This window comes from Phycisphaeraceae bacterium (genome assembly GCA_019636795.1).
Classification (GTDB): domain Bacteria; phylum Planctomycetota; class Phycisphaerae; order Phycisphaerales; family UBA1924; genus JAHBWW01.
On record JAHBWW010000002.1, the window covers coordinates 600,515 to 615,855 of the forward strand.

Annotated in this window: 14 protein-coding genes; 2 read left to right on the forward strand and 12 right to left on the reverse strand. The window is 62.5% G+C overall.

Annotated elements, in window-relative coordinates; genetic code table 11:
• Nucleotides 1-97: 97 nt before the first annotated feature.
• The 4 genes from mraY to KF757_05745 are packed head-to-tail and all read right to left on the reverse strand — an operon-like array spanning nt 98 to nt 5,402.
• Complete coding sequence (mraY, locus tag KF757_05730; protein ID MBX3322471.1) at nt 98-1,267, reverse strand: phospho-N-acetylmuramoyl-pentapeptide-transferase; 1,170 nt, start codon at nt 1,265-1,267, stop codon at nt 98-100.
• The gene (locus KF757_05735; GenBank protein MBX3322472.1) at nt 1,267-2,703 is read right to left on the reverse strand and encodes a UDP-N-acetylmuramoyl-tripeptide--D-alanyl-D-alanine ligase; all 1,437 of its coding nucleotides are present in this window, start codon (nt 2,701-2,703) and stop codon (nt 1,267-1,269) included. Before KF757_05735 ends, mraY begins: the two co-directional genes overlap by 1 nt.
• Nucleotides 2,700-4,232, reverse strand: coding sequence for a UDP-N-acetylmuramoyl-L-alanyl-D-glutamate--2,6-diaminopimelate ligase (locus KF757_05740; protein MBX3322473.1), 1,533 nt, complete (start codon nt 4,230-4,232; stop codon nt 2,700-2,702). Before KF757_05740 ends, KF757_05735 begins: the two co-directional genes overlap by 4 nt.
• A 39-nt stretch (nt 4,233-4,271) precedes the next feature.
• Nucleotides 4,272-5,402: an S-adenosylmethionine:tRNA ribosyltransferase-isomerase gene (locus KF757_05745; protein ID MBX3322474.1), complete on the reverse strand. Its 1,131-nt coding sequence runs from the start codon at nt 5,400-5,402 to the stop codon at nt 4,272-4,274.
• A gap of 271 nt (nt 5,403-5,673) precedes the next feature.
• On the opposite strand from KF757_05745, the gene KF757_05750 reads away from it, so the two are divergent.
• A complete protein-coding gene (locus KF757_05750) occupies nt 5,674-5,916 on the forward strand; it encodes a hypothetical protein (GenBank protein ID MBX3322475.1) in 243 nt (80 codons plus the stop codon).
• Nucleotides 5,917-5,937: 21 nt separating this feature from the next.
• Here the strand turns inward: KF757_05750 and KF757_05755 are convergent, their stop codons facing one another.
• Both KF757_05755 and KF757_05760 read right to left on the reverse strand, forming a co-directional pair.
• On the reverse strand, nt 5,938-6,849 hold the full coding sequence (locus tag KF757_05755) for a hypothetical protein (protein MBX3322476.1): 912 nt from the start codon (nt 6,847-6,849) through the stop codon (nt 5,938-5,940).
• On the reverse strand, nt 6,849-8,153 hold the full coding sequence (locus KF757_05760) for an alpha/beta hydrolase (GenBank protein MBX3322477.1): 1,305 nt from the start codon (nt 8,151-8,153) through the stop codon (nt 6,849-6,851). The genes KF757_05755 and KF757_05760 overlap by 1 nt, the downstream gene beginning before the upstream one ends.
• 46 nt (nt 8,154-8,199) lie before the next feature.
• Between KF757_05760 and KF757_05765 the strand changes: the two genes are divergently transcribed.
• Nucleotides 8,200-9,240, forward strand: a complete 1,041-nt coding sequence (locus KF757_05765; GenBank protein ID MBX3322478.1) for a DUF368 domain-containing protein — start codon at nt 8,200-8,202, stop codon at nt 9,238-9,240.
• Here KF757_05765 and ftsY read toward each other — a convergent pair.
• From ftsY to KF757_05795, 6 genes are all read right to left on the reverse strand, one after another.
• A complete protein-coding gene (gene ftsY / locus KF757_05770; GenBank protein ID MBX3322479.1) occupies nt 9,210-10,127 on the reverse strand; it encodes a signal recognition particle-docking protein FtsY in 918 nt (305 codons plus the stop codon). The genes KF757_05765 and ftsY overlap by 31 nt on opposite strands.
• Nucleotides 10,124-10,603, reverse strand: a complete 480-nt coding sequence (gene nusB / locus KF757_05775; GenBank protein MBX3322480.1) for a transcription antitermination factor NusB — start codon at nt 10,601-10,603, stop codon at nt 10,124-10,126. Before nusB ends, ftsY begins: the two co-directional genes overlap by 4 nt.
• Nucleotides 10,600-11,130 carry a 6,7-dimethyl-8-ribityllumazine synthase gene (gene ribH / locus KF757_05780; protein MBX3322481.1) on the reverse strand — a complete coding sequence of 177 codons (531 nt, stop codon included), beginning with the start codon at nt 11,128-11,130 and terminating at the stop codon, nt 10,600-10,602. The genes nusB and ribH overlap by 4 nt, the downstream gene beginning before the upstream one ends.
• 93 nt (nt 11,131-11,223) lie before the next feature.
• Nucleotides 11,224-12,351, reverse strand: a complete 1,128-nt coding sequence (locus KF757_05785) for a response regulator (GenBank protein ID MBX3322482.1) — start codon at nt 12,349-12,351, stop codon at nt 11,224-11,226.
• Nucleotides 12,352-12,375: 24 nt separating this feature from the next.
• Entirely contained in the window at nt 12,376-14,532 is a 2,157-nt protein-coding gene (locus tag KF757_05790) for an HDOD domain-containing protein (GenBank protein MBX3322483.1), read from the reverse strand.
• 12 nt (nt 14,533-14,544) lie between these two features.
• Nucleotides 14,545-15,147, reverse strand: coding sequence for a response regulator (locus KF757_05795; GenBank protein MBX3322484.1), 603 nt, complete (start codon nt 15,145-15,147; stop codon nt 14,545-14,547).
• Nucleotides 15,148-15,341: the final 194 nt, after the last annotated feature.

A 15,341-nucleotide genomic window follows, 5' to 3' on the forward strand; every position in this document is an offset into this window, starting at 1 on the left:
GATGGGCCACAGTGCTCCCCGACGCGATACCTCCCGACGGCGGCTCAGTGCCGACCCGAACGAGTCTACCACTATACGAACCCGGACGCCGAGTGTCTCATCGCACCTTGATGCTGGCCAAGGCAACCACCGCCAGCAGGATCGTCACAATCCAGAGCCGGACAACCACCTGCTGCTCCCCCCACCCACCCAGGTGCAGGTGATGGTGGTACGGAGCACACCGAAAAATACGTTTACCCCCGGTTGCGCGGAAGTACCCGACCTGAAGCACCACCGACCCGATCTCGACCAGGCACACGCCCATCAGCACCAGCGCCACCGCTTCCTGCCGCACCACCACCGCGATATATGCGATCAGCCCCCCCAGCGCCAATGAACCCGTGTCTCCCATAAACACCATCGCCGGGGAGCAATTCCAGAACAGGAATCCGACGCACGCCCCAGCCATCGCACCGGCCACGACCGAAAGCTCCTCCGCCCCCACCACATGAGGCACCAGCAGGTAATGCGCCCAAGTCTCCGTGCCCCCAATCAGCGCCAGGGCCAACATCGCCAGCGACGCAACCCCGCAGATCCCGCTCGCCAGCCCGTCCATCCCGTCTGTGATGTTCACCGCGTTGCTCAGCCCCCCCACCATCAGCATCGAAAGCAGCATGAAAGGCCCAAGCGAAAGAAAAATCAGCCCCGCCGACATGCCGCCGATCTGCGATGTATAGGTCTTCTGAAACGGCAGGTTCAGCACGTGTGCAATGTCGCGCGCCGCTTCCGTGTTCCCCTCGCGAAACACGAAGTACCCCACCAGCAGCCCGATGCCCAACTGAAACACCAGTTTTTCCCACGCATAGAGACCCTGCCTTCCAGTCCCGCGCCGCGCAGCCGTGAGCTTCAGCCAGTCGTCAAACCCCCCCAGCACCGCCAGCCATACCAGCACCACGAGCGACAGCAGCACATAAAAGTTCGCAAGGTCAGCCAGCAAAAGTGTCGAGAGCCCGATCGCTGCAACAATGAGCACACCACCCATCGTCGGCGTGTTGGCTTTGGTCACCGCCGTCTGGCGAAGCGCCGCCGCATCGGTCAGCCCCGAATCCCCGATCTTCATGCGCACCAGTTTCCGAATCGTCGGCTTGCCCAGCGCGATGACGATCAGAAACGACAACCCGATCGCAGCCAGCGCGCGAAACTGGATCTCATCGAACAGGCTGAACAAAGGGTACAAACCCGTCGAAACCAGCCAATCACGCAATGTCTGGTGCAACAGATAAAACATCAATCACCCGCAGTGCCTGTAGGTTGTCGCAGGGGCGCCACGACGACATTCGCGCCGAAACGTTGCTCGATCGCTGCAATCGCCCGCTCCAGCCGGCTCGAACGCGATGCCTTGACCAGAACCACATCGCCAGGCCTCAGATGGCCCGCAATCGCATCCCACACGCCCTCCTCATCCGACAGCAGCAGCACCTCGATCGAGCCGCTTGCAGCCGCCTGGTCGCGCGTGTGTTGCACATGGTCGCCGACGAGAATGACCAGATCGGCCGGGCGCTCGTGCGCGATCCACTGCCCGAGGGCGCTGTGCTGTTCAGTTGTCTGAGCGCCCAATTCGAGCATGTCGCCGAGAATCGCAACCCGTCTGCCGCGCTCGTGCCACGCCTTGAGCGCCCGCAAGGCTGCCTGCATGGATTCCGTGTTGGCGTTGTATACGTCATTGAGCACCGTCACCGCCCCGAGGCGTTGCACGCCCAGTCGCATCTCGGCCGGCACAACGCCAAGCAACCCCTGCCGGATCGCCTCGTCATCCAGCCCAAGTCGTCGCCCGACACCGATCGCTGCCGTCGCGTTCACCGCGTTGTGCTCGCCGATCAAAGGCACGCCGAATCGCACGCGCTCATTGATCGTAAACTCGACGCCGCGCTCCGTGCTCACCACGTCCGACGCGCGCAGTTCCGCCTCTTCTTCAGCCCCGAACCACACGCTCCGCGCAAGCACATCCTGTGGCACATATCGACTGAGCATCGGCGCACTCGACGGCAGCAGCGCCAGACCCGAAGCTGCCAGATGCGACAGCATCGACGCCTTCTCGGCTGCGACACCCTCGATCGAACCAAGTTTCTCCAGATGCGAATGCCCGATCATCGTGATGACGCCCACATCCGGCTGGCAGATTCTCGCCAGATATTCAATCTCACCCGGAGCGTTGGTCCCGAGTTCGCACACCACATACTGATCGCTCGGCTGGGCCCCCAGAAGCGTCAACGGAAGCCCGATGTCGTTGTTGAACGACTTGAGCGGTGCCGAACCGCGCAGTTTCTGACTCAACACCGCGTGAATGAGGCGCACCGTCGTCGTCTTGCCGCAACTGCCAGTGACCCCCACGACCTTGAGCCTTGGCATGCTCCTTCGATACGCCGAAGCGAGCCGAACCAGCGCCTGCCGCGCACTCTCGACCTTGAGCACCGCAACGCTGTCAGGCAATCGAGCGGTCGGCCGCTCCACGATCACGAGCGGGCTTCCACCCTTGACAGCCTGCTCGACAAACGCGTGCCCATCATGGTTCGGGCCGGCAATTGCGATAAACACCTGGCCCGGGCGAACGGTGCGCGAGTCAATGCTCACGCCCTGCATCGCTGGCGGCGCATCTCCAGCACCACGCGCGAGCCACACGCCCCCCGCCGCCGCCCGCAAGGATTCAAGAGTCCAGAAACTCATGCGAGACTTGCCTCCCGCGATTGCGCACGCCGCACACTCAGGAACTTGGCCGCTTCTTTCGAGTCATCGAACACGCGCGCGATCACCCGTTGCGGGTCGGCTGGGTCGGGCAAAATCTGCTCCTTCTCGTGTCCCTTGCCCGCGATCACGATCACTTCTCCAGCTACCGCCCCGAGAATCGCTGTTGCGATGGCCCGCGACCGATCAACATGCACATCCACGCGCCCGCGATCGCGCACGTCAATCCCTTCGACAATCTGCGCCACAATCGCGCCCGGCGACTCGCGCCTCGGGTTGTCGCTCGTCACGATCACCCGATCGGCATGCTCTGCTGCAATTCGTCCCATCATGGGCCTCTTCTCGCGGTCGCGATCTCCGCCACACCCGATCACAGCACACAGCCGCTTGCCGCCCGCTTCGCGCACTGCCTGCAGCACATGCGCCAGGGCATCAGGCGAGTGGGCATAGTCCACAAACACCGCGACATCATCCGCCGGTGTACTGATCAGTTCCAGGCGGCCCTCCGGCGGGTTCAGATCCTGAATCGCCCCATCGAGTCGCTCACCCGCAGCCTCAGGCTCGACCTTCTCCAGCACAGACTCGCACGCCAGCACAGCCTGCATCGCGTTCATCGCGTTGTACGAGCCAAACGTCGCGAGCCGGGCTCGCCGCGTTCGAACCCCGCCTTCGATCACGACCTCCAGACCCGAAAGTTCGTGCGACACGATTCTGCCCGTGCGGTCGGCTTGGTCCCCCATTGAGCACCGACGCACATGTCGCGCAGGCGCGACAATCTCTGGCGCCGCCGGGTCATCAAAATTGGCGATGGCCACACCATCTTCGCGCAGCAACCCGAAGAGCCGCCGCTTGGCTGCAAGATAACGCTCCCGCGACCCGTGATAGTCGCCGTGGTCATGCGTCAGATTCGTGAAGATCGCCACGTCGAACCGCAGGCCATCGGTCCGGAACTGGTCCAACGCATGGCTCGAAACCTCCATCACCACAGCCCGGCACCCCGACTCAACCATGGTCGCCAGCGTGCGACTCAGTTCTATCGCCGGAGGAGTTGTCATGCTCGCCCGGGCGATCTCCCGCCCGTCATCAACCTCGATCGTCCCGATCAGCCCGCACCGCACGCCGCAGCGATTCAGGATCCGATGAACCAGATGCGCGATGGTCGATTTTCCATTGGTCCCGGTCACGCCCACGATCGCGAGTTTCGACCCCGGCTCGCCATAGAACCGCTCGGCCAAGACCGCGCTCGCCAGCGCCACTTGTGGCGTCACGCACACCGCGACCCCACGCGGACACTCGATCTGTTCGTCATCCGTCAGCACCGTCGACGCACCGGCCTCGACGGCATCGCGCGCAAAACGCCTGCCATCGCTCGAAAGCCCCGCTCGCGCAATGAACAACGACCCCGGCATCACCGTCCGACTGTCTTCTGTCAGGTCGCAGATGCGCACGCGCGCCGCGTCCCCCTGCACAACGCGCACATCCAACCCCGCAATCAACCGATCGAGCATCATGATTCAATGGTTCCGCCAGGCGCCCAATCACACATCGGTTCACCGCCGCTCAGGCGCACACACGCTTGAACCAATTTTCGGCACAATCAGCATGGCGTCGCCGTAACTGTAGAAGCGATACCCCGTCATCACCGCCTCGGCGTACAACGCCCGCAGCCGCTCCACCCCGCCAGGCACAATCGCCGCCACCATCGCCAAAAGCGTCGAACGAGGCAGGTGAAAGTTCGTCAGCAACACATCCACACGCTCCCATGCGTACCCCGGCGCGATCAGCAAATCCGTCTCCATCCACGCGCCCGGCTGCTCGCCCCCTCGCAAAGCCCGCCCATAGCTCTCCAGCGTGCGCGCACTTGTGGAACCAACCGCAACCACGCGCCCCGGATGATCCATCGCCCACCTTGCGCCCCCCAGCGAACACCACTCCCGGTGCATCACATGCTGCTCGACAAACTCGGATTCGATCGGCTTGAACGTCCCCGCACCCACCTGAAGCACCACCTCGCCCCGACGCACGCCACGAGATTCGATTGCATGGAGAAGCTCGCGCGTGAAGTGAAGACCCGCAGTTGGTGCCGCCACCGAACCCAGAACAGGTGCGTTCCTGGCCTCTATTGCCACCACCGTCTGGTACGCCCTTCGATCGGCGTCCTCTGCCACAATCTCCCCCGCCCGTGCGCGCGCACCACGGATGTACGGCGGCAATGGTGTCAGACCGATGCCATTGAGCACCTCGGGCGTTGTGTGCCCGCCCTCGACCGCCGCTTCCCAGACCCCGTCATCGCTCACTCGTCTGATCAGTTCAAGAACGTACCCCGATGGCCGATCACCCCGATCGAGCAGTTCAAATCGCTTCCCCGCTCGCAGGCGTCGGGCTTTGAGAAAGAGGTGCCAGGTGAGTGCATCCCCTTGCGTGACGTCGCCGAGCCACAGCCCTTCCGCAAACCCGCCGGTCTCGATCGCCCTCCCCCTGAACCGGGCTGGGAGCACCTGTGTTTGGTTGAGGATCAGGGCGTCGCCGGGCTCCACGAGGTCGGGCAGATCGGCAACACGGAGATGTTCGACGCGATCAGGCCACACGACCATGAGCCGTGCTCGCTCGCGAGGCTCGGCTGGGGTGGTCGCGATCAGGTGCTCGGGCAGGTCGTAGTCAAGTGCCTTCGTGAGCAACATGAGCGATGGTATCCGTCAACGTGCGTTGCTCAGGCACCACACCACTTCGGGCGGCCGAATTCGAGTCGCTTGTCGAACCATCGAGCCAGAGCCCAGGAGTGCATTTCTTATCGGGCTGTTTTGAACATGAGCGGTACGGCGCACATTGTGCACACCTTCGATCGTGCGGATCGAAGGTGCCACAGCCCATCATCCATTTCACGGGTACACACCCGGAGCGGTAGCTCCTTGCCCCAAGGATGAGGGGTGCGCGCCGGATTGCCGGGCACCAATGCCGTTTGCAGATTTCCTGGCTGCCCGCAACCGACTCGCACGCGAAGCCGAAGCCGATCGACCGCTGCTCGGGTCGCTCCGCCCCGAACGTGACGCGCTGCATATGCCCGCAGCACCAGAAGGGCCTCGCCTCAGCGATGTGCCACCCACGCGCCCGCCAGACATTGCTCAACAGATTGTGCGCGAATATCGCAAAGTGCGCACCGTTGCAACTGGTTCGCTGATCGATCTGATCATCTGAACAAGTCCTGGCCGTCTCGCGTCACGATCGTCCGATCACGCGCACTACGAGCGACACCGTGCGCCCCGCGACTGCTACAAGCCCGCCCTGGGGCTCGACCTTCACATTTCGCAACAGCAGGCGTGAGGCCCGTTCACTGGCGCACAGTGCTGCATCGCAGGACATCTCGATCAGTCGCACCGACGCCTCGCCGACAATCACGCGAATCTCGTCTTCTTCGGGCTCTTCGAACTCATCGCGGCGGCGCTCGAATGCGCTTCGATACGCTGCTCCCGCTTCGCGCAGTCGCTCGCGTCCATCGTCCGCTGCCAGCGAGGCAAAGGCACTGCGAAGGTCTGCGAGTTCCGGCTCAAGTACGCGGCGTGCATCAACGAGGCGCTCGCCACGACCCTGTAGGATCACGGGAATGGTGATGCCCCCGAGCACACGACCAGAATCTTCCTCGAACTTCTGCGAGAGGCTCGCCGCGGTCGAGCGCGCCACGAACAGCCCGTGTCTGGAGGCAAACCGATCAAGACCGGCCGCGACAGGAATGCACAACGCGGGGTTGGGCCCACCCCGCAGCAGATCGTGAGCCAAAGCCTCGATCGAGTCGGCGGGTTCATCGGCCAAGGCGGATTCGATCACCGGGCGCAATGCCGCCCACGCGGGATTTTCGAAGATTTCGTGATGCACTGCCCGCACATCATCGCCCGGCTCGTGCCCGTTGTTGCCAGACTGGAGCACACCTTCGTTCCATAGCGGAATTGTCCATCGCCAACTGTCGACCACGCGAGCATAGCGCGGGGCCGAAAGGGCCAGCGACTCGGCATCACCCCGCAGACCACTGCGCGGAAGGGGCATGAGCGTTACAGCCCGATCGCACAACAAGAGCGCCACGAGGGCCGGTGCTTCTCGTGTCGTGAGGTGATAGGGGCTGATGACGGCGTCCACTATTGTTCCTCGCCCCGATCAAACTCCTGCTGCCTCAGCCATCGCAGCACGCGCGGAGTCTGAGCGTTGAGCGTCATGAACATCAGTTCATGCCCAACCTGATAGACCCAGCGTTCGGGCTTGCCGAGCTTCTCCCACAGCTGGTCGCCATAGCGGGACGGCACCGCCCGATCATTCGTGCCGTGCAGCATCAGGATCGGAATGCCTCGAATCGACTCGGCCAAATGATGGCCGTCAAGCGGAGCGTTCTCCAGATATCGCGTGGCCACTTCGTCAAACATCGCTCGCTTCTCGCGGCTGGTCAGTGCGGGCTCGCCGTATTCGAACGTCATGGCTTCAACCCACGGCGCGTAGTTGCTCTCTTCATTGATCATGAGGAAGTTTGCGCCGCCAGCGATGAATACAGCCGCGTCGAAGCGAGGAGCATTGCGGGCGAGAATCGTTGAGGATGCCATCGCTCCGCCACTCATCCCGATGAGCACATGGGTGCCGTCAGCCAGGTCGGGCCGAAGCGTGTGCACATGGCGTACGCCGGCTTCGATGGCATAGGCGGTCTCGGCTGCCCGCTGCCCAAGTTCGGCTGCGATGGTCCGGGCCGATGCGTCGAGGTTGTTGCGATCGATCGAGAACGTGATGCGTTCGGTGAATCGCGAAGGCGGCGCAAGGAGTCGCAGCACCGCCCAGCCATCAGCCCGGCACAGTTCGACGAAGCGATCGATGACTGGCTCGGGGACACCGAACAGGCCAGGCGCGAGTGCGATGAGACCTCGCGGCTGCTCGGCAGCCGAGTCGTAATACGCCAACCACGAGCGCTCGAGCATCACGACGGGCATACCTTGAAACTCGACCGCCAGCCGCGCAGAGACGAACTTGAACATCGCTGCCGGATTTGAGTCGGTCACGCGCGCTCGCCCCTCGCGCTGGCGTTGAAAGATGAAACTTCCCGGGCCTTCGAGAATGTAGCGATATCCGGACTCGGCTCGAGTTGACGCTGCGAGCAACGCTGCATCCTCCTGCTCATCAGGCCCGCCGCGAAGGTAATGCTCAGGCCCCAGGCGCATGCCGCGCCACGAACTCAACGGGCCTTCGACCGGGACAATGACACCCATCGAGCCTTCACCGGCCCATCGAGCAGGCCACAGACCTGTAGTCGCTGACTCCTGCGTCGGAACCTGGCGCACCTCGGCCTGCGATGCGACCAGAGGCTGAGCGGACTGAATGCGCATGCACCCGCTGCCGGTGATACTGGCGAGTAATGCAATCAATGCCGCGCGGACGAAATGTCGGCTACTGTCTCGCAACATACACCACATCGTATGGGGTTCGCACGACTCGCTGGACAACGCCTCCATGAAGACTCATTCGGCTGAAACACCCGTGCGGGTTCGTCCCGGAATCGCCCTACTTACCCGAAGCCTCATGGCGGGCGTTCTGATGGGCTTGGCAAACCTCGTTCCAGGGATCAGTGGCGGAACGATGCTCGTCGCGACGGGCATGTATACGCGATTCATCGAAGCCGTGGCCGATATTTCCAGACTTCGCTTTCGCCCCGAGAGTCTGTGGATTCTTGGCAGTGTTCTGATCGGTGCCGGGCTGGCCATCGGCGGGTTTTCGAACCTGATCTCGGTCGCACTGATCGAGGCCCGATGGATCATGTATTCGCTCTTCATCGGGCTGACGCTCGGGGGGGCGCCGCTTCTGATCCGGATGTTGCGGCCTATGACGCTCGTGCCGATTGTCATGACCCTCGTGGGCATCGCCATCATGCTCGGCGTTGTGTGGTTGCAGACAACGCGAGACGGCTCATCGGCATCGGCATCGGGACCAGTGCTGTTGACACTGGCTGGGGCGGCTGCTGCATCGGCCATGATCCTGCCGGGAGTGAGCGGGGCATACCTACTGCTGCTCCTGGGGGCCTATGAAACCGTCATCGATGCCATCAAGAACTTCTTTCGGGCGGCGCTTTCGTTCGACGTGACGACCGCCATCGCGCAGTTGCCCGTACTGATCCCGATCGGGATCGGAGTCGTTGTTGGTGTTGTCGGCGTCTCAAACGTGCTCAAGATTGTGCTCCACCGTTTCGAGCGTGCGACGATCGGATTTTTGCTCGGCCTGCTGCTCGCGGCGCCTGCCGGGTTGTACCCGTTCGTTGATTCGGTCGAGCCGCAAGTCGGCGACACGATCAAGGGCCAGATCGTGACCGAAGACAACCGCGAATCCTTCAAACCCAAAGATTGGCGCGTCGAACGCTTCGCACCAGGCGCGATGCACCTCGGCGGCGCTCTCGGGCTCGTCGGCGTCGGCTTCGCCGCCACTCTTGGCGTCGCACGACTCGGGCGCGAAAAACCCGCACGCGGTGCTCACTCCGCGAACAACGCATCCACGAACTGATCCGGGTCGAAAGGCTGTACATCCTGTGGCGTTTCGCCAACGCCAATGAACTTGACCGGGATGGATGTCGTCTCGCGCACCGCGATGACGATGCCGCCCTTGGCAGTGCCATCGAGTTTGGTCAGGAAGATCCCGGTCACGCCCGCAGCAGCCGAGAACTCTTCGGCCTGTCGCAGCGCGTTCTGCCCGCTGGTGGCATCAAGAACAAGAAGGACTTCATGAGGCCCGCCTTCGATCTGCCGCGCGACGACCGAACGGATCTTGCTCAACTGCCGCATGAGCGGGTCCTGCGTATGCAGACGGCCGGCCGTATCGAGAATGAGCACATCAACGCCGCGCGCCTTGGCCGCGGTACAGGCATCAAAGGCAACCGCTGCGGGGTCGCCACCCTGCTGCCCCTTGACCACATCGACCCCGAGCCGCTCGGCCCAGATTTCGAGTTGGCGAACCGCCCCGGCGCGAAACGTATCGCACGCACCGAGCAGCACAGTGCGTCCTTCACTGCGCAGCACATGACAGAGTTTGGCGATGCTCGTCGTCTTACCCGCGCCGTTGACGCCGGTGACGAGAATGACGGTCGGGGGTGCGACGGCAAAGTGCAACACGCGATCTTCAGCCGGCCACAGTGCCTTGAGTTCACGCTTGAGATACTCGAGTACATCTTCGCCGCGCGCGATGGTGCCCTTCTTTGCATCCTCGCGAATGCCCTCGATCAAGGTGCGCGTCGTGACAACGCCGACATCCGAAGCGAGCAAGCGCGACTCGAGTTCGCTGATGAGCGCGTCATCGACCTTGCGCCCGACCAGCAGCGAGCGAATCTGCCCAATGAATGTCTCGCGCGTGCGCTCGAGGCCGGCCTTGAGTTTGGACAGCACCGAGCGGATCACGCTTCATCCTCGTTCGTTTGTGGCGTGACGGCAGCTCGCTTCATGACGGCCGCCAGCACGCCATTGATGAACTGTGGCGATTTTTCGGTGCTGAACAAGCGCGCGAGTTCAACCGCCTCGTTGATCGCGGCTTTGGGTGGCGTCTTGCCCGAAACTATCTCCCAGATGCCAAGCCGCAGAATCGCCCGATCAATCGCCGCCTGCCGATGCGGGGGCCAGTCCGGGGCGAGTTCGAGCAGCATCCGATCCGCGTCACTGCGAAAGGCGTACACCTCGTGTGCCATCGCGTACGCGCGATCAAAGTCTGCCTGCTTGAGAACCTGATCGGGCTTGCCAATCTCAAGCCCCTCATCGCGCCACCCCTGCGCATCATCGAGTGATGCGCGGATTGATTCAGCGTCATTCACGCCTCGGGCGTCAAACTGGTAGAGCGCCATTAGCGCAAGGCGTCGTATGTCGCGATGCGTTGCACTCATGAGCTAGAACTCGCGGTCTTGTCAGTTCGCACGCTGCTCAACGCATGCACAAGACCAGGCCGCCCGATGCGCGACGCCATCTCGATCGCTCTGACCGCGCCGACAGATTCAAGCAGAGCGGTCATCGCCTCGGCCCCTTTGTTACCCTTGTCACCCCCAGCGCGAGCTTCGGCCTGTCCAGTATCGCGCACCGTCAAGACTCCGAACGCCACTGGAACCCCCGTCGCGAGTGTCACGCCCGTCAAGCCCTGTGCCACCGCAGCTGCCAGATGTTCGTCATGCCTTGTCTGGCCTTGAATGATGCACCCCAGCGCGACCACGCCCGCATAGAGCCCGCTCCTGGCCGCGTGCAGGCAGATTCCCGTCAGTTCGAACGAACCGGCCGCGTCGATAATCCCCAGCATCGCCGGATCGCCACCCGCATTGCGATATGCCTCGACCGCGCCCGCGCACATCACGCCGGTCACCCGCTCGTTGTAGCGGCTGACGACGATCGCCACCGGAGGCTGACTTTGTGCTGCGTGCATCGAAGGCGATCGTAGAGCCGCCGCCTTCGTGTTTCCCGGTCACACGACACGCACGAGCCCCTCTATCGCCATTCTCGCCTTGCCCGGCCCCGATCAGAGACCGTCGTCGTTCTGGCCCCACTTGTCCTTGGGCAGATGACGATGGTGAATGCTGATCACTCGCGCCAACTGACGCCCGAACAGACGCCCCAGCACCCCGATAATCTCGTGGTCACGCTCTGTGAACGGCGAACGCTCATGCCGGAACGCAACCAGCACCGCCAGACACTCTTCAGCCTCGTGGCACGGCACCACCATCGCCTCGCACGATTCGAGCCAGTGCGACTCATCATCAAGCCAGGCCTCGAACCCCGCTGCATCGCGCAACCACACCGTCGCGTGGTGCCCCTCGAATCGTGGTGCGAACGCCGACGCCAGATGATCGAGCATCACCTCAGCATCTTCCTTGTTCCGGTCGTAGTTGACATAGGCCCCGAGTGTGAACTCGCCCGAACTCGAGGGCAGAAAAATCGCAGCGTTGGTCGAGCCGATTTTCGAAAGCAGATACTCCAGCGTGGTCCGCAGCAGCGACTCAAGATCAAGTTCCTGCCGCAGCAGGCTGTTGAGTTCGCTCGACACACTGATGTGTTCGATCTGCGAAGAGAGATCCTGATACGCCCCCACAAGATCGGAACACAACTCGCCGACCTGCCTCGATACCTCCTGGCGAGCGACATTGAGCCGGAGGCAAAGCCCGCGCAGTTTCAGCGCCCGCCGCTCGCGCTGCCGCAGGTGCTGCGCCCTGTCGAGCCCCGCACTGACGTGCTTGTGCAGATCCGCCGCCCCGATACTCGTCGGCAGCAGGTCGATCGCGCCGCTCCGCATCGCCCGCAGCGCGTCTTCGAGCGAAGGATCCTCATCGAGCAGGATCGTCACGATTCCGGGTTCGTGCGTCGAACACTCTGAACACAGATCAAACGCCTGTCCATCGCGCAGCGAGCAGTCAATCAAGGCCACATCGATCGTACATTCGCGCACCATCGATCGCGCATCAGAGATGTTGGCAACGCTTCGCACCAGGCAACCGCTCGAATCCAGATGCGCACACATCCGCTCGCGCAGATGGCGCTTTGGCGACACCACCAGAACTTGCGCCCGGTTCTCGCCCTCCGGCACCGGCCGAGTCTGCTCGCCGGATTGCGGCTGCCCCGCTTGTTGAGATGGATCAAGCCACTGAGTCATGATGCTCTGTCTCCCGTCCTCACGTCACGCTGCAGATTGATGCGCCGCAGGTAGTTCGATCGTGGCGAGCGTTCCTCCGCCCGCGTTGTGTTCCAGCCGAATCCGACCACCGAGGTGCTCGATCCAGCGTCTGGCACGAGCCAACCCCATGCCTCTCTGCCTCCCTGCCGGGTGCTCACTGAAAAATGGATCAAACGCATGGTCCATCGCCCGCTCACTCATTCCACGCCCGCAATCGCGGACACGCAAATAGATTCGGCTATCCGCTGCATCGAAATGAGCCTCAATACGCACCTCTTTGTCCGGTCCGGCCTGCACCGCGTTGACAAGCAGTTCCGCGAGCGCCATCGCTGCAAGTTCTCGGTCTTGCACCACGCCAACGGCGTGTTCGACCCCCTCAATCAAGATCCGGTGCTCTCCCGGGACTCTCGCTCGAACATGTTCGATCGCATGCTCAACCACCCCCGCAACGTCCGATACTTCGCTGCCAGACGGTTCGGGCATGGCCAGTTCGTGGAGCTCCGTGATCAACGCGCTGAGCGATACTGCTGCGTTCTCGATGGCTTCGACATCCGACACAAGCCCCGTTGGATCAAGACTGCTGCGCAGCAACTGCGCCCGGCCTCGAATCACCGCCAGCGGGTTGTTCATCTCGTGCGCCGCCCCCGATGCCAGTTCACCCAGGCGCGCCATCGACGCCTTTTCGGTCAATTCCGCCTGCATCTCGGCCAGCGAACGGTTCGCCTGTGCGAGTGCATCTTCCAGGTCCTGCGATGCGTCGAGCCGCACCGCCGCCAGCAGCACATGCACGCACGCCTCGCGCAATGGCGAAAGATCAACCCGTGCAGCCATGTCCATCCAATCGCCCGCTCCATGCACACAAACCAGAAGATCCTCGCGATCAACGAGCCAGAACACATCGCGCCCAACAGGCGCCTGGCTCACCTCGCGGATCTCGGTGATCGAACCGTCCGCGTCGTGCTGCGCAGTGCGCCACACGCCGTACTCGCCGATCCGAAACGTCGCAGCACAGTTCCTGATGTCGAGAACTTTGCCCAGCGCCCCGATCGTCGCGCCCAGCGCAACCGCAAAGCAACAAGGCCCGCTCGTCGCGTCGAGTAGCTCACCCGCAATCTGCGCAATCTCACCCGCCCGCTGCGCACGTTTCGACTGTTCACTCATGGCCCGGTTCAGCCCGGCAAGCGTCCGGTTCGCGTCCGAGAGCGCCTTGAGCAGCAGTTCAGGCGTCGTTTGTTCTCCCAGACCCAGAATCGAACTCCGCCTTGCCACTTCTTCCACCAGTTCAGGCACAACCGATTCGACGCGCTCGCAACTGAGTCCCAGCAGTTCGAGCTCTGTCTGCGATGAGCCCGCAGGATGAAAATCGCCAGACCACCCAAGGTGTTGCGCACGACACAGCGACCTGGCCAGCGTCACCAGAGCAATCAGCGAGCGATCACTCGACATTGGCACTCCCGCAATCGGCTGATCGCAGAACCAGATCGTGTCGCGCACAAACTCGGGCAATCCCCAACTCTGCGACAACCTTCGACCTGCGGTGTGATGATCGAGCCCGAGGATCGTGCGTTCGACCGATGCGCTGGGCAGGCGCTTGCGCTGCGAAGCATCAATGATCTTTTCATAGGCTTCGGGCACAATCAGGTGCAGCACAAGCCTGCCCAGCCCGTGCAACAGCCCGCCTAGGAACGCCTGATCGGGCTTGATCGACTCGCCCTTGGCGCCTTCGCGTTCGTGCAGGCGCGCAAGCATCTCGGCTGCACAGGCAACAGCGATCGAGTGCGTCCAGAAGCCGTGCGCGTCAAACCCATGCCGCGTTCCCGTTTCGATATCGTGGTGCGGCGACTGGCGGCTCAAGACGCCGATGACCTCAACACCCAGCGCGACCGATCGCACCGTTTCCTGCCCGAGCATCACCACCGCCCGGCGCACACTCGTGATGCGATCTGCAAGCCCCTTTTCCGCTGAGCGGCACAGCTTGAGCATCGTCGCCGAGAGCGCCGGGTCAGACTCGATCAGCATCACGATTTCATCGAGATCAACTTCGCCGCCCGCACCGGCATGAATCAGCCTCGTAGCAATCGGGCTGAGCGTCGGAAGCCGATCGACTTCTCGCAGAATCCGTTCGACATGCTTATCGCGCTGCGAGGGGAGGGCCGACATCGCTCGCGCTCCTCACTCAGCCGTCACCAGCTGATCGATGCGCCGCAAAAGCACGTCAACATCGAACGGCTTTTTCAGAAAATCATCCGCACCCGCCCGCATCAGCGCCTCGACTTCCGTCTGCTCAATCACGCCACTGATGAAGATAATCTTCGTCTCGCGCGTGGATTCTCGCTCGCGAAGGCGCTGGCACACCACATTGCCATTGATGTCCGGAAGCATGTAATCGAGAATGATCAGGTGAGGCTTGAACGACTCGGTCAAGAGCCCTGCTTCATACCCCGACTCGGCGGTCGCGACCTCGTAGCGCCCCGTCCGCGTCAGCAGATCGACAAATAACTCGTTGACATTCGAATCGTCATCAACCACCAGCACCCGCTTGCGGTCGCCTTCGATCGGATCAAGCGGAATGCCATTGGCCCGCATGAAGCGGATCAGTTCATCGCGCGGTATGCGGCGAAACTTGGACCCAGGCACCCGAAACCCCGTCAGGCGCCCGCTGTCAAAGCAACGAATGATCGTCTGTTGACTGACTTTGCAGACTTGGGCTGCTTCTCCGGTGGTGAAGATCTTCTTGTCTGACCAGCGTGGCGGTTTGGCGCTCTCGGTTGTCATGAGATTCCCCTGCGTTAATTGCTTCAAGCCTCTCCGGTCAACCTCTCTGCCAAACCCCGCCTCCCATCTTCTCCAGATTCACTGGTTCTCATCGACACCCAGACTGCCCAACTTCACCGGAATGTCCGAGTTACCCTCCACACAAGATCCACACAAACCGCCCAAACGGTTCCAAGTGATCCCCGACTTTTGGG